Annotated in this window: 17 protein-coding genes and 2 rRNA genes; 1 reads left to right on the top strand and 18 read right to left on the bottom strand. The window is 62.1% G+C overall.

What is annotated here, in order from left to right:
• Nucleotides 1-38: 38 nt before the first annotated feature.
• The 3 genes from ABG82_RS07850 to murA form a co-directional block, all read right to left on the bottom strand.
• Nucleotides 39-3,151: ribosomal RNA gene (locus ABG82_RS07850) — 23S ribosomal RNA — on the bottom strand.
• Between the two features lie 310 nt (nucleotides 3,152-3,461).
• Nucleotides 3,462-4,978, bottom strand: a 16S ribosomal RNA gene (locus ABG82_RS07845).
• The 16S and 23S rRNA genes sit together here, the layout of an rRNA operon.
• Nucleotides 4,979-5,483: 505 nt before the next feature.
• Entirely contained in the window at nucleotides 5,484-6,737 is a 1,254-nt protein-coding gene (gene murA, locus ABG82_RS07840) for a UDP-N-acetylglucosamine 1-carboxyvinyltransferase (RefSeq protein WP_043077132.1), read from the bottom strand.
• Between the two features lie 51 nt (nucleotides 6,738-6,788).
• Here murA and ABG82_RS07835 point away from each other — a divergent pair, with 51 nt between their 5' ends.
• Complete coding sequence (locus tag ABG82_RS07835; RefSeq protein WP_043077304.1) at nucleotides 6,789-7,409, top strand: cob(I)yrinic acid a,c-diamide adenosyltransferase; 621 nt, start codon at nucleotides 6,789-6,791, stop codon at nucleotides 7,407-7,409.
• Here ABG82_RS07835 and ABG82_RS07830 read toward each other — a convergent pair.
• The 15 genes from ABG82_RS07830 to rpmE form a co-directional block, all read right to left on the bottom strand.
• Nucleotides 7,406-7,828 (bottom strand): DUF2550 domain-containing protein, encoded by a 423-nt coding sequence (locus ABG82_RS07830; RefSeq protein WP_043077133.1) that lies wholly within the window; start codon nucleotides 7,826-7,828, stop codon nucleotides 7,406-7,408. The two genes, ABG82_RS07835 and ABG82_RS07830, sit on opposite strands and share 4 nt — an antisense overlap.
• A 49-nt stretch (nucleotides 7,829-7,877) precedes the next feature.
• Nucleotides 7,878-8,243, bottom strand: coding sequence for a F0F1 ATP synthase subunit epsilon (locus ABG82_RS07825; RefSeq protein WP_043077134.1), 366 nt, complete (start codon nucleotides 8,241-8,243; stop codon nucleotides 7,878-7,880).
• A gap of 60 nt (nucleotides 8,244-8,303) precedes the next feature.
• On the bottom strand, nucleotides 8,304-9,731 hold the full coding sequence (gene atpD / locus ABG82_RS07820; protein WP_043077135.1) for a F0F1 ATP synthase subunit beta: 1,428 nt from the start codon (nucleotides 9,729-9,731) through the stop codon (nucleotides 8,304-8,306).
• Nucleotides 9,732-9,743: 12 nt separating this feature from the next.
• Entirely contained in the window at nucleotides 9,744-10,670 is a 927-nt protein-coding gene (locus ABG82_RS07815) for a F0F1 ATP synthase subunit gamma (RefSeq protein WP_043077136.1), read from the bottom strand.
• A gap of 20 nt (nucleotides 10,671-10,690) precedes the next feature.
• Nucleotides 10,691-12,340, bottom strand: a complete 1,650-nt coding sequence (gene atpA, locus ABG82_RS07810) for a F0F1 ATP synthase subunit alpha (RefSeq protein WP_043077137.1) — start codon at nucleotides 12,338-12,340, stop codon at nucleotides 10,691-10,693.
• A gap of 46 nt (nucleotides 12,341-12,386) precedes the next feature.
• On the bottom strand, nucleotides 12,387-13,733 hold the full coding sequence (locus ABG82_RS07805) for a F0F1 ATP synthase subunit B/delta (protein WP_043077138.1): 1,347 nt from the start codon (nucleotides 13,731-13,733) through the stop codon (nucleotides 12,387-12,389).
• Nucleotides 13,734-13,739: 6 nt separating this feature from the next.
• Nucleotides 13,740-14,273 carry a F0F1 ATP synthase subunit B gene (locus ABG82_RS07800; RefSeq protein ID WP_043077139.1) on the bottom strand — a complete coding sequence of 178 codons (534 nt, stop codon included), beginning with the start codon at nucleotides 14,271-14,273 and terminating at the stop codon, nucleotides 13,740-13,742.
• A gap of 5 nt (nucleotides 14,274-14,278) precedes the next feature.
• Nucleotides 14,279-14,530: a F0F1 ATP synthase subunit C gene (locus ABG82_RS07795; protein WP_043077140.1), complete on the bottom strand. Its 252-nt coding sequence runs from the start codon at nucleotides 14,528-14,530 to the stop codon at nucleotides 14,279-14,281.
• 62 nt (nucleotides 14,531-14,592) lie between these two features.
• Complete coding sequence (gene atpB / locus ABG82_RS07790; protein WP_043077141.1) at nucleotides 14,593-15,351, bottom strand: F0F1 ATP synthase subunit A; 759 nt, start codon at nucleotides 15,349-15,351, stop codon at nucleotides 14,593-14,595.
• Nucleotides 15,348-15,791, bottom strand: a complete 444-nt coding sequence (locus ABG82_RS07785) for an ATP synthase subunit I (protein WP_043077305.1) — start codon at nucleotides 15,789-15,791, stop codon at nucleotides 15,348-15,350. The genes atpB and ABG82_RS07785 overlap by 4 nt, the downstream gene beginning before the upstream one ends.
• A gap of 261 nt (nucleotides 15,792-16,052) precedes the next feature.
• Nucleotides 16,053-17,270, bottom strand: coding sequence for a glycosyltransferase family 4 protein (locus ABG82_RS07780; RefSeq protein WP_043077142.1), 1,218 nt, complete (start codon nucleotides 17,268-17,270; stop codon nucleotides 16,053-16,055).
• Between the two features lie 15 nt (nucleotides 17,271-17,285).
• Nucleotides 17,286-17,966: an L-threonylcarbamoyladenylate synthase gene (locus tag ABG82_RS07775; protein WP_043077143.1), complete on the bottom strand. Its 681-nt coding sequence runs from the start codon at nucleotides 17,964-17,966 to the stop codon at nucleotides 17,286-17,288.
• Nucleotides 17,967-17,975: 9 nt separating this feature from the next.
• Nucleotides 17,976-18,818, bottom strand: a complete 843-nt coding sequence (gene prmC / locus ABG82_RS07770; RefSeq protein WP_043077144.1) for a peptide chain release factor N(5)-glutamine methyltransferase — start codon at nucleotides 18,816-18,818, stop codon at nucleotides 17,976-17,978.
• The gene (gene prfA, locus ABG82_RS07765; RefSeq protein WP_043077145.1) at nucleotides 18,818-19,888 is read right to left on the bottom strand and encodes a peptide chain release factor 1; all 1,071 of its coding nucleotides are present in this window, start codon (nucleotides 19,886-19,888) and stop codon (nucleotides 18,818-18,820) included. The genes prmC and prfA overlap by 1 nt, the downstream gene beginning before the upstream one ends.
• A gap of 94 nt (nucleotides 19,889-19,982) precedes the next feature.
• Nucleotides 19,983-20,207 (bottom strand): 50S ribosomal protein L31, encoded by a 225-nt coding sequence (gene rpmE, locus ABG82_RS07760; RefSeq protein WP_043077146.1) that lies wholly within the window; start codon nucleotides 20,205-20,207, stop codon nucleotides 19,983-19,985.
• Nucleotides 20,208-20,297: the final 90 nt, after the last annotated feature.

Below are 20,297 nucleotides of genomic sequence, written 5' to 3'. Positions count from 1 at the left end.
ATTGCTCGGATAACTCCAATAGTGGTTGCAAGCTATTTATTAGTAAGTTTTCGGTCGATTAGTGCCAGTTCCCTGAACGTATTACTACGCTTACAGGTCTGGCCTATTGAACCCATAGTCTGTGGGTGACCTTATCCCTCTAAAAGGGTAAGAAACCTGGTCTTGGAATAGGTTTCCCGCTTAGATGCTTTCAGCGGTTATCCTGTCCGAACGTAGCTATCCAGCCGTGCTCCTGGTGGAACAACTGGTACACCAGAGGTTCGTCCGTCCCGGTCCTCTCGTACTAGGGACAGGTTTCCTCAAGTTTCTGACGCGCGCGGCGGATAGAGACCGAACTGTCTCACGACGTTCTAAACCCAGCTCGCGTGCCGCTTTAATGGGCGAACAGCCCAACCCTTGGGACCTGCTCCAGCCCCAGGATGCGACGAGCCGACATCGAGGTGCCAAACCATCCCGTCGATATGGACTCTTGGGGAAGATCAGCCTGTTATCCCCGGGGTACCTTTTATCCGTTGAGCGACACCCCTTCCACTCAGAGGTGCCGGATCACTAGTCCCGACTTTCGTCCCTGCTCGACTTGTAAGTCTCGCAGTCAAGCTCCCTTGTGCACTTGCACTCAACACCTGATTGCCGTCCAGGTTGAGGGAACCTTTGGGCGCCTCCGTTACATTTTGGGAGGCAACCGCCCCAGTTAAACTACCCACCAGGCACTGTCCCTGGACCGGATATACGGTCCGAGGTTAGAGGTTCAATACGATCAGAGTGGTATTTCAACGATGACTCCACAAACACTGGCGTGCCTGCTTCACAGTCTCCCACCTATCCTACACAAACCGAACCAAACGCCAATACCAAGCTATAGTGAAGGTCCCGGGGTCTTTTCGTCCTGCCGCGCGTAACGAGCATCTTTACTCGTAGTGCAATTTCGCCGAGTCTATGGTTGAGACAGTTGAGAAGTCGTTACGCCATTCGTGCAGGTCGGAACTTACCCGACAAGGAATTTCGCTACCTTAGGATGGTTATAGTTACCACCGCCGTTTACTGGGGCTTAAATTCTCCGCTTCACCCAAGGGTTAACGGGTCCTCTTAACCTTCCAGCACCGGGCAGGCGTCAGTCCGTATACATCGTCTTGCGACTTCGCACGGACCTGTGTTTTTAGTAAACAGTCGCTTCTCACTGGTCTCTGCGACCCCGATCAGCTCACGGAGCAAGTCCGGTCACCAAGCGAGGTCCCCCTTCTCCCGAAGTTACGGGGGTATTTTGCCGAGTTCCTTAACCATAGTTATCTCGTACGCCTTAGTATTCTCTACCTGACCACCTGTGTTGGTTTGGGGTACGGGCCGTGTGTGAACTCACTAGAGGCTTTTCTTGGCAGCATAGGATCACTGAATTCGCCTCAATCGGCTATGCGTCACCTCTCAGACATATGACACCCGGATTTGCCTAGATGTCGTCCTACGGGCTTGCTCCGGTAAACCACTAACCGGTACAGCTACCTTCCTGCGTCACCCCATCGCTTGACTACTACCACCGAAGGTCCCACGCAGCGGGTTCACGTCGCACTCCGAAGAGATTGATCTAGAACCTTTTGGGTGGTTAGTACCGATGATTCATCATGGGCGCGCACACACGGGTACGGGAATATCAACCCGTTGTCCATCGACTACGCCTGTCGGCCTCGCCTTAGGTCCCGACTTACCCTGGGAGGACTAGCCTGGCCCAGGAACCCTTGGTCATTCGGCGGGCAAGTTTCTCACTTGCCTGTCGCTACTCATGCCTGCATTCTCACTCCCGCACCCTCCACTGCTGGATTACTCCGCAGCTTCGCTGGGTGCAGGACGCTCCCCTACCCATCCATGCCACTGCCCCGAAGGGAATGTATTGCATGAATGCCGCGGCTTCGGCGGTGTACTTGAGCCCCGCTACATTGTCGGCGCACAATCACTTGACCAGTGAGCTATTACGCACTCTTTCAAGGGTGGCTGCTTCTAAGCCAACCTCCTGGTTGTCTTCGCGACTGCACATCCTTTTCCACTTAGTACACGCTTAGGGGCCTTAGCCGGCGATCTGGGCTGTTTCCCTCTCGACGTACGGAGCTTCTCCCCCGCCGTCTCACTGCCGCGCTCTCACTTATTGGCATTCGGAGTTTGGCTGACGTCAGTAACCTAGTAGGGCCCATCGGCCATCCAGTAGCTCTACCTCCAACAAGAAACACGCGACGCTGCACCTAAATGCATTTCGGGGAGAACCAGCTATCACGGAGTTTGATTGGCCTTTCACCCCTACCCACAGCTCATCCCCTCAGTCTTCAACCTAAGTGGGTTCGGGCCTCCACGGCGTCTTACCGCCGCTTCACCCTGGCCATGGGTAGATCACTCCGCTTCGGGTCCAGAACACGCCACTACGGGCGCCCTATTCAGACTCGCTTTCGCTACGGCTACCCCACACGGGTTAACCTCGCGACGTGTCCCTGACTCGCAGGCTCATTCTTCAAAAGGCACGCCATCACCCCACAAGGAGGCTTTGACGGATTGTAGGCACATGGTTTCAGGTACTATTTCACTCCCCTCCCGGGGTACTTTTCACCATTCCCTCACGGTACTAATCCGCTATCGGTCACTAGAGAGTATTTAGGCTTACCGGGTGGTCCCGGCAGATTCACAGCAGATTCCACGAGCCCGCTGCTACTCGGGATGAAGTACGAGACAGGTGTCGGATTTTCGCGTACCGGACTCTCACCGTCTGCGGCGGGCCGTCCCAGACCACTTCCGCTAATCACAACACTTTTTTACTGTCCGCCGGCCTGGTAGAACCGGCAAGTACAACTCCCACAACCCCGCACACACAACCCCTACCAGGTATCACATGCATACGGTTTAGCCATCTTCCGCTTTCGCTCGCCACTACTCACGGAATCACGGTTGTTTTCTCTTCCTACGGGTACTGAGATGTTTCACTTCCCCGCGTTTCCTCCCACAACCTATATATTCAGCAGTGGGTAACACGACATCACTCGTGCTGGGTTTCCCCATTCGGACATCCTCGGATCAAAGCTCGGTTGGCAGCTCCCCGAGGCTTATCGCAGCCTCCTACGTCCTTCTTCGGCTTCTAGTGCCAAGGCATTCACCATGCGCCCTTAAGAACTTAGCTAATAAAATTGCAAAAACCAGCCCCACCCGAAAAATCGAGCGAGGCTTGTTTAGATGCTCGCAACCACTATTCAGAAGTCAAAGTCCACACCCCACCACCAAGCAGGGCGACAACACAATGTGTTGCCTCAGGACCCAACAGTGTGCCAGCATTCCAATTCTTTTGACAGTCCGACGTCTTGCCGACTACCCATCCACCTCGATAACGAGAGCGGACAGGATTTATAAAACATATTCACCAAGCAGGAAACCACTACAGAAACCCGCTTTATGTTCCCACGCTCATTCGGCGGGGAAATGGTGCTCCTTAGAAAGGAGGTGATCCAGCCGCACCTTCCGGTACGGCTACCTTGTTACGACTTCGTCCCAATCGCCGATCCCACCTTCGACAGCTCCCTCCACAAGGGTTAGGCCACTGGCTTCGGGTGTTACCGACTTTCATGACGTGACGGGCGGTGTGTACAAGGCCCGGGAACGTATTCACCGCAGCGTTGCTGATCTGCGATTACTAGCGACTCCGACTTCATGGGGTCGAGTTGCAGACCCCAATCCGAACTGAGACCAGCTTTAAGGGATTCGCTCCACCTTACGGCTTCGCAGCCCTCTGTACTGGCCATTGTAGCATGTGTGAAGCCCTGGACATAAGGGGCATGATGACTTGACGTCATCCCCACCTTCCTCCGAGTTGACCCCGGCAGTCTCCTACGAGTCCCCGGCATTACCCGCTGGCAACATAGGACAAGGGTTGCGCTCGTTGCGGGACTTAACCCAACATCTCACGACACGAGCTGACGACAGCCATGCACCACCTGCACACAGGCCACAAGGGAATACCTATCTCTAGATACGTCCTGTGCATGTCAAACCCAGGTAAGGTTCTTCGCGTTGCATCGAATTAATCCACATGCTCCGCCGCTTGTGCGGGCCCCCGTCAATTCCTTTGAGTTTTAGTCTTGCGACCGTACTCCCCAGGCGGGGTACTTAATGCGTTAGCTACGGCACGGATCCCAAGGAAGGAAACCCACACCTAGTACCCACCGTTTACGGCGTGGACTACCAGGGTATCTAATCCTGTTCGCTACCCACGCTTTCGCTCCTCAGCGTCAGTTACTGCCCAGAGACCCGCCTTCGCCACCGGTGTTCCTCCTGATATCTGCGCATTCCACCGCTACACCAGGAATTCCAGTCTCCCCTGCAGTACTCTAGTCTGCCCGTATCGCCCGCACGCCCACAGTTAAGCTGTGAGTTTTCACGAACAACGCGACAAACCACCTACGAGCTCTTTACGCCCAGTAATTCCGGACAACGCTCGGACCCTACGTATTACCGCGGCTGCTGGCACGTAGTTGGCCGGTCCTTCTTCTGTAGGTACCGTCACTTTCGCTTCGTCCCTACTGAAAGAGGTTTACAACCCGAAGGCCGTCATCCCTCACGCGGCGTCGCTGCATCAGGCTTGCGCCCATTGTGCAATATTCCCCACTGCTGCCTCCCGTAGGAGTCTGGGCCGTATCTCAGTCCCAGTGTGGCCGGTCACCCTCTCAGGCCGGCTACCCGTCGTCGCCTTGGTAGGCCATTACCCCACCAACAAGCTGATAGGCCGCGGGCTCATCCCACACCGCAAAAGCTTTGCACCACACACCATGAAGCATGCGGTCCTATCCGGTATTAGACCCAGTTTCCCAGGCTTATCCCAGAGTGCAGGGCAGATCACCCACGTGTTACTCACCCGTTCGCCACTCGAGTACCCCGAAGGGCCTTTCCGTTCGACTTGCATGTGTTAAGCACGCCGCCAGCGTTCGTCCTGAGCCAGGATCAAACTCTCCAAACAAAATTTAACCCCGACAAAACAACTGACAAAAGAATTGTTTTTTCGACATAATAAAATGTCACGACATAACAAAATGTCTTGTAAACACTGACACACTATTGAGTTCTCAAACAACACACCAAACTATTTGAACAAAACCCCGGAAAACCAACTCCCGGAACCCCGTTCCGCCACCCTCTCGGGCAACTCGGAAACCGTATCAAGTCCGTGAACCCGAAGCAAATTCCCGATTTCGGCCAGTCACCTGCACACCAACCAACCGCCGACATTCCCGAATAACATTCGCAAACCCCGGCTATTGCTCTTCATGAACAACCCAAGAATTACATCAAATTCAAAAAACTTGAATAACACTCTGGGGTTTTGGCCGGTCAAACGCACACCGACCTACAACCGGAATTTCGGAATCGCTTCCTCGTCCCGGCCTCGCTCTTTCAGGGCAACCCCACCACTGTACCAAGTCCAATGAACTTCAGTCAACTTCGGGTTGGGGGCTTGGTCAGCGCTAGCTGACCCGCTCGACTTCGGCACCCAAGCTCTGGAGGTTCTCCACGAACAACGGGTAACCGCGGTCGATATGAAACACATCGTATACCTCTGTGACGCCGTCCGCCACCAGACCCGCCAGCACCAGGCCCGCGCCGGCACGGATATCCGATGACCAGACCGGCGCACTCGACAGTTGCCGGATACCCCGCACCACCGCGTGGTGCCCGTCGGTCCGGGCATCGGCGCCCAGCCGCATCATCTCCTCGACAAAGCGGAATCGGGCCTCGAACACGTTCTCGGTGATCATGGAGGTGCCGTCCGCTATCGCGGCCAGCCCAATTGCCATGGGCTGCAAGTCAGTTGGGAATCCAGGGAATGGCAGGGTGGCCACGTTGATCGCCTTCGGCCGCTCATACTGGACAACGCGAAAACCATTGTCGCTCTGAGTAACTGTCGCCCCGGCGTCGTGCAGTTTGTGTAGCACCAACTGCAGATGCTCCGGATCCACTCCGGTGACCGTGACGTCGCCACGAGTCATTGCCGCCGCGAGACCCCAAGTCGCAGCGACGATTCGGTCTCCAATAACGCGATGCTCGGTGGGGTGCAGCTTGGACACACCGGTCACCGTCAGTGTCGACGTTCCGGCGCCCTCGATCTCCGCCCCCATCTGCACCAACATGGTGCACAGGTCCACCACATCGGGTTCACGCGCCGCGTTATGGATCGTGGTGACACCGTCGGCCAGCACCGCGGCCATCAGAATGTTCTCGGTGGCGCCCACTGAGGGAAATTCGAGATGAATGTCGGCTCCGTGCAAGGCCTTTGCCTCCGCAACCACGCACCCATGTTCAATCGTGCATTCCGCACCGAGCTGGCGCAGACCCGCCTGGTGCATATCGAGCGGCCGCGACCCGATCGCATCGCCACCGGGCAGCGCGACCTTGGCCCTACGGCAGCGGCCCACCAGCGGCCCCAAGACGCAGACCGAAGCACGGAACTGTCTGACCGCCGCGAAGTCGGCGTCGTACTTCGGCTCATCGGGCGAAGTGATCCGCACGACATCGCCTTCCAACTCGACTGTCGCACCCAATCCCCGCAACACCTCGGCCATGAGCGGGACATCCAGGATGTCCGGACAGTTGGTGATGGTGCTGGTCCCCTCCGCCAGGAGTGCGGCCGCCATCAACTTGAGCACGCTGTTCTTGGCGCCGGTAACCGCCACGTTGCCTGTCAGCCGGGCGCCGCCGGTCACCAAGAAATGCTCGCTCACGCCCGACAGCGTAGCCGGGTAACGTCACGACGCATGACCGATGAGGCTTCCGTGAGTGAGACAGACCCCCCACACAAGCGAACAGCCTCCAGTGGCGTCCACCTCACTCGCATCTACACCCGCACCGGGGACGACGGCACCACGGGTCTGAGCGACTTCTCGCGGGTGCCGAAGAACGATCCGCGGCTGATCGCCTACGCCGATTGTGACGAGGCCAATGCGGCCATCGGTGCCGCCGTGGTGCTCGGTGGCCCCAGTCAGGCCGTCGGTGCCCTGCTGCTGCAGATTCAAAACGACCTGTTCGACGCGGGCGCGGACCTATCCACGCCCGTCATCCCCGATCCGCAGTACCCACCGCTGCGCATCACCCAGCCGTACATCGACCGTCTAGAGGCTTGGTGTGACGAGTACAACGAGAATCTGCCGAAACTGAATTCCTTTGTACTGCCGGGCGGAACCCCGCTCTCAGCCTTGCTGCACGTGGCGCGGACAGTCGCGCGACGGGCGGAGCGCTCGGCCTGGGAGGCCATCGAGGCCTATCCCGAGAGCACCAACGTTTTGACCGCCAAATATCTGAACCGGCTCTCGGACCTACTGTTCATCCTGTCGCGGGTCGCCAACGACGGAAAAGACACACTCTGGAGGCCGGGAGGCCCGGCGCAGCCGGCCTAACGATCCCGGCTGCGGCGCTGCGCCCGAGGCGATGGACGGGACTCCACCCAGGACATGAACGCCGTCAAAGCGCCGCGGTCCAGCGCCATTTCGTAATCGCGTGCACCATCGCGCAACTGCAACACCACGATCTCGGCGGTCATGATGTCGTACTCGTCACCCCGCGGGATCCGGCGGTCGATGATTTCAAGATCGCGGCGGGACAGCTGGCGATCGGGCCAGAGCCGCACACTGGAAAGCCGATAGAACTCGGCCTGAGATTCGCGATACCGCATGACGCCATGGCGCCAGCGGCCCTCCCCCGTCTCCGGCATATCGCGCAACAGTGCCGCGGTGCCCCCATTGCGCAACTTGAGCAGCCGGAAGCTCAACGCGGCCACCGCCAAAGCGAGGACGGCGATGACCGATATCTCGATCATCGCCGTCACGCTCAAAGCGGTATTTCCTTAGTTGGCCGTGTTGGTAGTACTAGACCGTCTGGCCGAGCGCACGCAGACGCGCGCGCCCCTGCGCCGCTACCCGTGCATCCTCGGAACCCGAATCGGTCTTGGCCTTGGACTCGTCGATGTCCGCACGTGCCTGTGCGGACTCGGCAAGGATGCTGACCTTGGTGTCGGTGATCGACAGGAATCCTCCGTCGATGGCCCACCACAGGTCGTCGGCACCCTCGCGCTCGATCTTGACCGCCGCATCGTCCACCAGCTGCGCCACCAACGGAATGTGGTGCGGCAAGATGCCGATTTCGCCGGAGGTCGTGCGGGTGAAGACGAATGTGGCCTTACCCGACCAGATCTCACGCTCGACGGCGACGATCTCGACGTCAATCTCGGACATTCAATGCACCTCCTTCAGAAGAGACGAAGCTCAGCCTTGCGTTCTTCGCGCAAGCGCTCATCACAGCTTGGCGCCGAGGCTTTCGGCCTTCTTCGCCAGATCGTCCAAGCCACCGATGAGGAAGAACGCCTGCTCGGGCAGGTGATCGAACTCGCCCTTGGTGAGCTTGTCGAATGCCTCGATGGTCTCCTTGAGCGGCACGGTCGAACCGGGCTGACCGGTGAACTGCTCGGCCGCCATCATGTTCTGGCTCAGGAAGCGCTCGATACGACGTGCGCGGCCCACCAGCTGCTTGTCCTCTTCCGACAGTTCGTCGATACCGAGGATGGCGATGATGTCCTGCAGGTCCTGGTAGCGCTGCAGGATGCGGATGACTTCCTGCGCGACACGGTAGTGCTCCTCGCCCACCACAGACGGCAGCAGAATCGTCGACGACGAAGCCAGCGGATCCACGGCCGGGAAGATGCCCTTGGAGAACACCGTACGAGAAAGCTCGGTGGTGGCATCGAGGTGCGCGAAGGTCGTCGCGGGCGCCGGGTCGGTGTAGTCGTCGGCGGGCACGTACACGGCCTGCATCGAGGTGATGGAGCGACCGCGGGTGGAGGTGATGCGCTCCTGCAGCTCACCCATCTCGTCGGCCAGCGTCGGCTGGTAACCCACGGCCGAAGGCATGCGGCCCAGCAGGGTCGAGACCTCGGAACCGGCCTGGGTGAACCGGAAGATGTTGTCGATGAACAGCAGCACGTCCTGGTTCTGCTCGTCGCGGAAGTACTCCGCCATCGTCAGCGCCGAGAGGGCAACGCGCATACGCGTGCCCGGCGGCTCGTCCATCTGGCCGAACACCAAGGCGGTGTCCTTGAGCACGTTCGCGTCGGCGAGCTCGACCCACAGGTCGTTGCCCTCACGGGTGCGCTCACCCACACCGGCGAACACCGAGGTGCCACCGAAGTTGCGGGCGATGCGGTTGATCATTTCCTGGATCAGAACGGTCTTACCCACACCGGCACCACCGAACAGGGCGATCTTGCCGCCTCGCACGTATGGGGTCAGCAGGTCGACGACCTTCAGACCGGTCTCAAGCATCTCGGTGCGCGGCTCAAGCTGGTCGAAGGCCGGCGGCTTGCGGTGGATGGACCACTTCTCGAAGTCGCTGCCGTAGCCCGGCTCGTCGAGGCAGTGCCCGAGGGCGTTGAACACGTGGCCCTTGACGCCATCACCGACGGGCACCGCGATGGTGTTACCGGTGTTGACGACGTCGACACCACGCACCAGACCGTCGGTCGGCTGCATGGAGATGGTGCGCACCAGGTTGTCACCCAGGTGCTGCGCCACCTCGAGGGTCAGCGTCTTGGCCAACGACTCGAAGGTGATCTCGGCGTTGAGGGCAGAGAAGAGCGGCGGCACGGCGTCACGCGGGAACTCCACGTCGACAACCGGGCCGGTAACGCGAACTACTCGCCCGACGGAGGTTTTGGTTGGTGCCGTCATCTGACCTATTTCCTATTCGCTTGCCGCCGCGGCCAGCGCGTCCACGCCGCCGACGATTTCACTGATTTCCTGGGTGATCTGGGCCTGGCGCGCGCGGTTGGCTTCCAGGGTGAGTCCCTTGATGAGCTCATCGGCGTTATCCGTGGCCGCCTTCATGGCGCGCCGGCGGGATGCCGACTCCGAGGCCGCCGCCTCCAGCAGTGCCGCGTAGACCCGGGTTGCCAGGTAACGAGGCAGCAGCGACGCGAAAAGCGCTGTGGCGTCAGGCTCGAACGAGTACTGGGTGGTCGGTTGGGTCGACTCGCCGACGTATTCGACCTCCATCGGCGCGATGCGCTTGGCGACGGCCGACTGCGTGAGCATCGACTTGAACTCGGTGTAGACGATGTGCAGTTCGTCCACACCCAGAATGCCGTCGGCACCGGGGTCATCCCCGTCGTCGTCGGCACCTGCCATGAAGGCATCGACCAACACGCCCGCGATCTCCTGGGCATGCGAGTACTCGGGCCGTTCGGAGAACCCCGTCCAGGACTGGGTCACCGTGCGGCCGCGGAACTTGTAGAAGTTCAGCGCCTTGCGGCCGATCACGTAGATCACCGGCTTCTTGCCCTGCTCGCGCAGCAGCGCGAAGAGCTCCTCGGCGACGCGCAGCACGTTGGCGTTGTAGCCACCGCACAGACCACGGTCCGAGGACACGATGAGCACACCGGCCCGCTTGGGCTCGGCCCGCTCCACCAACAGCGGGTGATCCAGTGCGGCATCGTCGGCCAATGCGGTGAGCACGTTGGTGATCTCGGTGGCGTACGGCCTAGCCGCCACCACTCGTGCCTGTGCCTTGGAGATTCGCGATGTCGCGATCAGTTCCTGCGCCTTGGTGATCTTCTTGATCGACCCGGCGGATTTGATCCGCCGGCGCAACTCTCGGATTTGTGCAGCCATTTGCGTGAGGCCTTACTGCTCTACTTTTTCGCCGGAGCCGGCTTGCGGACCTGGACGGTCTCCTGACCGACCTCGGACTCGTCCAAAGGCGACGCCGCCGAGTCTTTCACCTCGACCGAGCTGCCATCGGTGGCGGCGAAGCTCTTCTTGAAAGAGTTCACAGCATCGGTGAGCTTGGTTTCGGTGTCCTCCGAGAACTTCTTGGTCTCGCGGATGTCGGCCAGGATGTCGGCGTGTGAGCCACGCACGTGGTCGAGGAACTCCTGCTCGAACCGGATGACGTCACCCACCGGAACCGAGTCGAGGTGTCCGCCGGTACCGAGGTAGATCGCGACAACCTGCTCCTCGACCGGGTACGGCGAGTTCTGCGGCTGCTTGAGCAGCTCGACCAGGCGCGCACCGCGCTCCAGCTGAGCCTTGGAGGTGGCATCCAGGTCGGAGGCGAAGGCGGCGAAGGCCTCCAGCTCGCGGTACTGCGACAGCTCCAGACGCAGCGAGCCGGCCACCTCCTTCATGGCCTTGATCTGCGCGGCACCACCGACGCGGGACACCGACACACCGACGTTGACGGCGGGGCGGACACCCTGGTTGAACAGGTCGGTCTGCAAGAAGCACTGTCCGTCGGTGATGGAGATGACGTTGGTGGGGATGTAGGCCGAGATGTCGTTGGCCTTGGTCTCGATGATCGGCAGACCGGTCAGCGAGCCCGCGCCCAGCTCATCCGAGAGCTTCGCGCAACGCTCGAGCAGACGCGAGTGCAGGTAGAAGACGTCACCCGGGTATGCCTCACGGCCCGGCGGGCGGCGCAGCAGCAGCGAGATGGCGCGGTAGGCCTCGGCCTGCTTGGTCAGGTCGTCGAACACGATCAGGACGTGCTTGCCCTGGTACATCCAGTGCTGGCCGAGGGCCGAACCGGTGTAAGGCGCCAACCACTTGAAGCCGGCGGCGTCGGAGGCCGGGGCGGCAACGATGGTGGTGTACTCCAGAGCACCGGCCTCATCCAGGGTCCGGCGCACCGCGGCGATGGTCGAGCCCTTCTGGCCGACCGCGACGTAGATGCAGCGCACCTGCTGGTTCGGGTCGCCGGTCTCCCACGCCTGCTTCTGGTTCAGGATGGTGTCGACGCACACGGCGGTCTTACCGGTCTTGCGGTCACCGATGATCAGCTGACGCTGGCCACGGCCGATCGGGGTCTGCGAGTCGATCGCCTTGATACCGGTCTGCAGCGGCTCGGACACGCTCTGGCGCTGAACCACCGTGGCGGCCTGGTGCTCCAGGGCGCGGCGGGTCTCCGCCTGGATCTCTCCGCGGCCGTCGATCGGCTCGCCGAGCGGGTTGATGACGCGACCGAGGAACGCGTCGCCCACCGGTACCGAGAGCACCTCGCCGGTGCGCTTGACCTGCTGGCCCTCCGCGATGTCCTGGAAGTCACCGAGGATAACGGCGCCGACGCTGCGTTCGTCGAGGTTCAGCGCCACGCCCAGCACACCGCCGGGGAACTCAAGGAGCTCCTGGGTCATGACCGAGGGCAGCCCCTCGACGTGGGCAATACCGTCACCGGCGTCGGCGACGATGCCGATCTCTTCGCGGGTGGGATCGGCAGAGAACGCGGCGACGTACTGCTCGACCGCGCCGGAGATATCCGCCGATGAGATCGTCAACTCTGTCATGGCTTTTCGTCTTCCTGCTCGTCTTTAAGGGATGCGTCTAGTGGGGTTAGTTGGGCAACTGGAGGGCTGCGGCGGCAAGCCGGGAGGACAGGCTGCCATCGATCTCCTCGTCACCAACATTGACGACGAGACCACCGAGTAGCGCCGGATCGAAATCCAGCTGCACTGCGATGGTGCGGCCGTAAATCTGTCCGAGCACCTGCGCCAACCGTGCGCTCTGCGCCTCGGTGATCGGAGCGGCGGCCTTGACATGTGCGACGGACTCGTCGCGCCGGGCCACTGCCAGTTCGGCGACCTCAAGTACCGCGATGTCGGCGCGCTTCCCACGCAACAGACGCACGGTTTGGGCCAGCAGGCCGGTCACAATGAGGTTGGACCGTCCGCCGAGAACGTTCTTCAGCAGCGTCACGCGGTCAGCGGCGGGTGCGGCGGTGTTGCTCAGCAGCGCACTCAGCTGCGGCTCTCCGTCGAGGATGCGGCTGACCCGGAACAGCTGGTCTTCGACGTCGTCGATCTGCCCGTCACGCTCGGCCCGCTCCAGCAGAGCCAGGCGCGCTATGTGCTCGATCGCGGTGATCAGGTCACCGGTGGCCGACCACCGCGCGACGACTGCCGCACGGACGACCTCGAGGGCGGGCCGCCCGATCTTGGATGCGAACACCGCGTCAGCAAGGGTGATCTTGGCGCCCTGCTCGCTGGCATCGACCGGCTCGGCGAGGTGCTTGCGGAGCACCAGCTCCTTGATCAGCAACTCGGCAACCGCGGTCAGATCGTCGGCCAGCGCGTTGAGCGTCAGGCTGTCGAGGGAGACCGCGTTGGCCTGGAAGGCCTTTACCTGCTCAGCGAGGGATTCGCGGCTGGCGGCGTGCAGACCCGCGCCACCAGCGGCCAGCGGGCGGCGCTCGGTGTTGACGCTGCCGGCCATCTGCGACAGCTCGTCCAGGAACCTGTCGACGGTGGCGGACTGTGCCGCCGCGTCGCCCACATGCGCCCGGACCAAATCGCCGGCACGGCGCACAGATTCGGCTCCGAGGTCACCACGGAGCTGACGGATCAGCTGCTGGCGCTGGAGCACGATCTGCTCCTGGCCGTGCACCTTGATCCGCTCGACCTCGGCATCGGCCTGCTCACGCAGCTGCTTCGAGATCTGCACGGCGTCGGCCTTGGCCTCTTCCGCGATCTGGGCGGCGTCGGCCTTGGCGTCGTCGATGGCCTTGGCATGCGCGCCCTCGGCCTCGACCAGCTTGTCCGCGGCGGTCTTGCTGTCAGCGAGCTGCTGGCGCACCGTGTCCTGTTGCTTGGTCATCAACGTGCGCACCGGAGGCACCACGTACTTGACCACCAGAAACACGATGACAGCGAAACCGATGAGCTGTCCGATAAATGTCGACATCTGTGTTTAGCCTCGCCCTGCGCTCGCTGGTTCCGAAAGGCTCACGCCGAGAACACGTTCGGCGAGCGTCCGGGACAGGCTGTCGACGCTTGCCGCCAGCTCTCCGGATGTCGCCTCGCCCTGACGGGCCAACTCTGCGGCGGCCGTCGCATTCACTGCGGCCGCTTCGGTGTTGGCCCGCTGACGCATGTCCTCGAGAATTCCGCGTCCCTCGGCCCTGGCCTCGTCGCGCACCGCCGTTGCGGCACCGCGCGCCTTGGCCAGCTCATCTTTGTAGTCAGCCTCGGCGGCGGTGAATTGCTCAGCGGCGTTCCGGTTGTCTTCGGACGTCTTGGTGACCATGTCCTCGCGTGCCTTGAGCACCTTTTGGATCGGCGGCACCACGAAGGTTCCGATGACCGCCAGGACGATCAAGAAGATCGCCAGGACGACAAAGAAGGTGCCGTTGGGGATGAGGAAGTTGTTCTGCTTCCCACCCTCTCCGGCGGCTTCCGCCGCTACTGCCGTGACGGCAGAGGCGACACTGTGCAATTCACCCATGCCGATTAGCTGGCGCCGGGAGTCGCGAAGACGAACAGAGCCATGAAGGCCAGGTTGATGAAGTACGCCGCTTCAACCAGACCGACGGTGATGAAGAACGGGGTGAACAGCCGGCCCTGAGCCTCGGGCTGACGAGCCACACCGGAGATCAGCGCGTTACCGGCGATACCGTCACCGATACCGGCACCGATGGCGCCACCGGCCATGATCAAGCCGCCGCCGATGAGGGCGCCCTGGATAATCTGGGGATCCGCCATTTTCTTCCTCCTTATTAAGTGGTAGCTGTGCTACCAGGGTCTATACAGGTTGGTCTATGTAATTAGTGGTGTTCGTCATCCAGTTCCATCGACTGGCTGAAGTACAGGACAGTCAACAGAGCGAAGATGAAGGCCTGGATGAGGCCGACGAACAGGTCGAACGATTTCCAGATGGCGTTGGGCGCCCACATGATCCACGCCGGGAACATCGCGATCAACGCGACCATGATCCCGCCGGCGAACATGTTGCCGAAGAGCCGCAGCGACAGCGAGATGGGCTTGGCCAACTCCTCGATGGGGTTGATGAACGCGGTCACCCAGGTGTGGCCCTTGAGCAGCTTGAGCGGGTGGCCGATGAGGCCCCGCCGCGCGAAGCCCGCGATGTGGTAGCAGACGAAGACGAACAGCGCGAGCGCCAGCACGTAGTTGATGTCCGAGGCAGGCGGCGCCAACAGTTCAGCGGTCTTACCCTCGTCATCCGTGTACTGCACGGGCAGCACCGAAATCCAGTTGGACACCAGAATGAAGACGAAGATCGTCACTGCCAGCGGCAAGACGAATGGCGCGATCTTCATGCCGATGGCCGACTCGACCTGGTTGCGGAACTGAACGGTCACCGCTTCGAAGAACAGCTGCACACCGTTCGGCACACCGGTCGAGGTGACCTTGGCGCGCAGGAACAACGCCAGCGCGATCACGACCACCCCGGCCAGGGCGGTGGCGACAATGGTGTCGACGTTGACCTCACCGAGGAAGCCCCAGTACGCGTGCTTGTGGTGGCCAACCTCGATGGCGGCCTCCGCCTGGAATGTCGTAATCATGCTGGGCTATGCCCCTCAACCTGAGCCTGCGGCTGATTCACTGAACGGATCCCTTTCCACACCGGCACAGCGGTGGTCAACACCAGCAGCACCTGGAACAACGCAACCCCGAAGAACACCCCAAGACCAGCGGGGCGGAACACGAAGGCGAGCACCAGGGCGAGGACGGTGATGATCATCAACCGCGCAGCGGAATTGATGGCCATCTTTTGCTTGCTTGGATTGTCTTGCGCGGTAATCACTTCCGCAGATTGGCGAACGAGGAGAGCGTTCACCAAGCCGAGTCCAAGCCCAGTAACGAAGAAGACGCCGAACTGCCAGTTCCCTAGAAGGGCGGAGGCCAGCAGAGCCAGGGCACCGAGCACGCCACACAAAGCCGCCAGACGAAACGGTCGAAACGCCAATGCCGGAAGGACCAGCGGGGCGTCGGGCGTTGTCACCTGGGGTGTCACCTCACATCTTTGTCGGGGTGGCGGAACAAAAAACTGCGTTCGTCGGTTCCAGACCTTATAGGAGGTCTGCGGGCTCGCTGAACTCACCTCAAAGGGCAGCTCCCTGTCGGTCAGTTGATCCGTCCGGTGGAGCCTGAAAAGTCGAGACAGACTTTCCAGAAATTCCGCCGATCCGGTGTGGCCGGCACCCGTGAGTTTTCGGGTATGGCAGAACCGTATCACATGGTAGAGGCGGTTAATGCACCCCTACTACTTTTCGTCGTACACGGTCCGTTCCGCCGGCACAGCCGGCTCCGGCGCGGCGGCCGGGACTGAATCCGGCTCGTCGCCGCGTAGCAAGGGGATAACCGTCGCGACAATGGCGATCCCAATCGCGCCCACGACGACCGCTCCCGCGTATCGGGGTTCGAAGAAGATCGTGCTGGCGGCCCCGAAGGCGATGATCGCCACCCAGAGGTAGATGATCAGCACCGCCTTGCGGTGCGAATGCCCGATCTGCAGCAGCCGGTGATGCAGGTGCATCTTGTCCGGGCTGAACGGGCTGCGGCCCGCACGGGTGCGCCGGATGATCGCCAACAGCGCATCCAGCGCCGGCACCAGCAGCACCGCGATCACCAGCAGGAAGGGCGACAGCAGGACGAACATGTCCTTGGCCCCGTACGAGCTCTGCGAGATCGGGCCCGCGGCGGTCGTCGACGCCGCGGCCAGCATCAGGCCGATAAGCATCGACCCCGAATCCCCCATGAAAATGCGGGCCCGATGGAAGTTGTGTGGCAGGAAGCCCAGGCAGGCCCCGGCCAGCACCACCGAGATCACCGCGGGCGGGTAGTACAGGACGTCGCCGCCGTGGCTGCGTAACAACCCGATCGAGAAGATGCAGATGGCCGCCGCGGTGATCAGCCCTAGGCCCGCGGCCAGACCGTCCAGTCCGTCGACGAAATTCATCGCGTTGACGATCGACACCGTCAACGCCAACGTGACCAGGATGGACGACATCTGGTCCAGAACAATCGTCCCCACCCCACCGAACGGGATGTAGATCATGCTCCAGGCCACGCCCATGGTGACCAGGACACTGGCGGCGGTGACCTGACCCGCAAATTTGGTGAGCGCGTCCAGCCCCCATTTGTCGTCGATGAGTCCGACGATCATGATGATGCCGCCCGCGACGACGACGGCAGGCATACCCGAGGAGTAGACGAAACCCCTTGTCAGGGCGGGTAGTTGCGAAGCGAGGAAGATCGCGGCACATACCCCGAAGTACATGCCGAGCCCGCCCATTCGCGGGGTCGGCTGCAGATGCACGTCACGCTCACGTGGGTAGGCGACCGCACCCACCCGAGTCGCGAACATCCGCACGCCGCCGGTGCAGAAGAAGGTGGTGATGGCCGCCGTCAGCCCAACCAGGGCAAGTTCACGCAGAGGGACACCCGCGCCGCGATCGGCGAGGGCCAGCAGCTCACTCACGCATCCGACCGTACTTCACGAATCTGTGGGCTCCCCCGATTCGCCCGGCACGACAGGCTCGATGTCGCCACCGATCACGTCCACGATCTGTTGCCGGCTGATCGGCCCCTCGCGCACGATCACCGGCACCGGCCCGGTGAGATCGACGATGGTCGAGGCGGCACCCAGCTCGGCCGGACCGCCGTCCAGGTACACCGCAACCTTGTCGTCCAATTGATCGCGGGCCTGTCCGGCGGTGAGCGCCGCGGGCTGGCCCGACACGTTGGCGCTGGAAACCGCCATCGGGCCGACGGCGCGCAGCAGTTCGATGGCTACCGGATGCATGGGCATGCGCAGCATGACGCTTCCCTGCGCGTCACCCAGGTCCCAGGACAACGAGGGGGCGTGCCGCACGATGACGCTCAGCGGTCCCGGCCAGAACGCCTCGATGAGTTCGCGGGCGGCGGGCGGAACCGCGAAAACCAACCCGTCGATGGTGTGCCAGGACCCCACGAGCACACCGACGGGCATGTCCCTGCCACGCCCCTTGGCGGCCAGCAGCGCCGCCACCGCACCGGAATCGAATGCGTCACAACCCAATCCGTAGACAGTGTCGGTGGGCATCACCACCAGTTCACCCGCTTTGAGCGCACTGGACGCCGCGTCGATCCCGTGCTGGCGGGTCGCAGCGTCCTGGCAGTCGTAGACGACGGTCACCTGTCCAGTCTAGGACGCCGAGGTTTTCCGGCGAGCGGTGACGAACCGCGGCCTCCCGGCGAGGTCGTGCCGCTGCACAACCTCATCGAATAGACCGCTGGCCGTGAACAACTCGCATGTTCCGTCGCCATTGCTGTCATCGTGCTCAACGCCGATGACGCCGCCGGGGCGCAGCAACCGGGCCGCCACGGTCACAAGCGGCGCGATAACGGCCAGCCCGTCGGCACCCGCGAAGAGCGCCAGCGGCGGATCATGCTGCGCCACTTCGGGCTCCAACTCAGCCCCATCGGGAATGTAGGGCGGGTTGGCGACGATCAGGTCGACCGCGCCGTTCAGCTCGGTCAGCAACTCCGGTGAAGTCGCATCGGCCTGGATCACCTCGACCCGAGTTTGCGCGGCGTTACGCCGGGTATAGATCAACGCCTCATGGTCGAGCTCGATCGCCACCACACGGGCAGTCGGCTCGTGGCGCGACAGGGCGACGGCGAGCGCCGCGGATCCGGCGCATAGTTCGATAACGGTCGCAGCCGACGCCAACTCCCCTGCGGCCCAGGCATACAGGGACTCCGTCTCGGGACGCGGGATGAAAACTCCGGGGCCCACACAGACCTCGATGGGGCCGAACGGGGCACTTCCGGTCAAGTGCTGCAAGGGAATGCGTTGCGCACGCCGCGCCACCAGGTCGCGGTATCGCTGCGGAAACTCCGCGGTCGGCACGGCGAAACGCAGCCGCATCCGCGAGATACCCAGCAAGTACGCGGCGAGTTCTTCGGCATCTACTTGCGGGCTGGAAACCCCTGCCCGCGATAGAGATTCGATTGCCTCGGCGAGCAACAGACGCAAGTGGCTCATCAGGCCTCCTGCAGCCGGGCCTTCCGGTCCGCTGCGGCCAACGCGTCGAACAGGGCATCCAGATCGCCGTCGAGAACCTGATCCAGGTTGTGGGCCTTGAACCCGACACGGTGATCGGTGATGCGGTTCTCCGGGAAGTTGTAGGTGCGGATCCGCTCACTGCGGTCCACGGTGCGGATCTGGCTGGCGCGGCCGGCCGAGGCGTCGGCTTGCGCCTGTTCCTCCGCGAGCGCCTGCAGACGCGCCGCCAGCACCTGCATGGCGCGTGCCTTGTTCTGCAGCTGCGAGCGCTCGTTCTGGCAGGTCACGACGATCCCGGTCGGCAGGTGCGTAATGCGCACCGCCGAGTCGGTGGTGTTGACGCCCTGACCGCCCTTACCCGACGAGCGGTACACGTCGATACGCAGATCCGATTCGTCGATCTGAATTTCTTCGACCTCTTCGGGCTCGGGGTAGACCAGCACACCGGCCGCCGAAGTATGCACGCGCCCTTGGGATTCGGTCACAGGCACACGCTGAACACGATGCACGCCGCCCTCGAATTTCAACCGTGACCAGACACCGTCGGCAGCGTCACCCTTGCTGGCGATCGCCAAGGTGGCGTCCTTGTACCCGCCGAGATCGGACTCCGTCTCGTCGAGAACCGTGACCTTCCACCCGTGCCGCTCGGCGTAGCGGATGTACATGCGGGCCAGATCGGCAGCGAACAGCGCCGATTCCTCACCGCCCTCGCCGGATTTCACTTCCAGGAGGATGTCGTCGCCATCGTGAGGGTCGCGTGGGGCAAGCATGTCCGACAACTGCGTTTCCAGCTCGGCGATGGACGACTCCAGCTCCGTCACCTCATCGGCGAACGAGGGATCGTCCGCCGACAGTTCACGAGCCGTGGCCAGGTCGTCACGGGCGGTGACAAGCTTGCGGTGGGTGGCAATGATCGGCGACAGCATCGCGAAGCGGCGGCCCGCCTTGCGCGCCGCGGCGGCATCGGCGTGTAGCGCCGGATCGGCCAGTTGCTTCTCCAGCTCAGCGTGCTCGGCCAGCATCGCTTCGATCAGCGGAGTCTCGCTCATGCACCCTCCTCCCAATGTTCCTACCCGCGGTGGTCATACAAAAAAACCGACGCCCGGACTGCACACATGGCAGATCCGGGCGTCGGCAAGGAAGCTATTTGTCGGCCGCGGCCTTGCGCTTGCCGTAGCGAGCCTCGAACCGGGCGACACGGCCGCCGCTGTCCAGGATCTTCTGCTTACCCGTGTAGAACGGGTGGCACTGCGAGCAGACCTCGACCACGATGTGGCCGCTGTCCTTGGTGCTGCGCGTGGTGAACGTGTTGCCACAGCCGCAGACCACATTGGTCTCGACGTAGTTGGGGTGGATACCCGATTTCATGGTGTTTCCTCTTCGTGTTTGTGGCCGCCGGGTCGCCTGCGTTACGGCGTGAACCGGAACCCTGCAAAGGCTGAGAGGCCATTATGCCAG

Source organism: Mycobacteroides immunogenum (genome assembly GCF_001605725.1).
Lineage (GTDB): Bacteria > Actinomycetota > Actinomycetes > Mycobacteriales > Mycobacteriaceae > Mycobacterium > Mycobacterium immunogenum.
The sequence above is the reverse complement of the archived record's forward strand: the minus strand, read 5'-3'. Positions and strand labels throughout refer to the sequence as shown.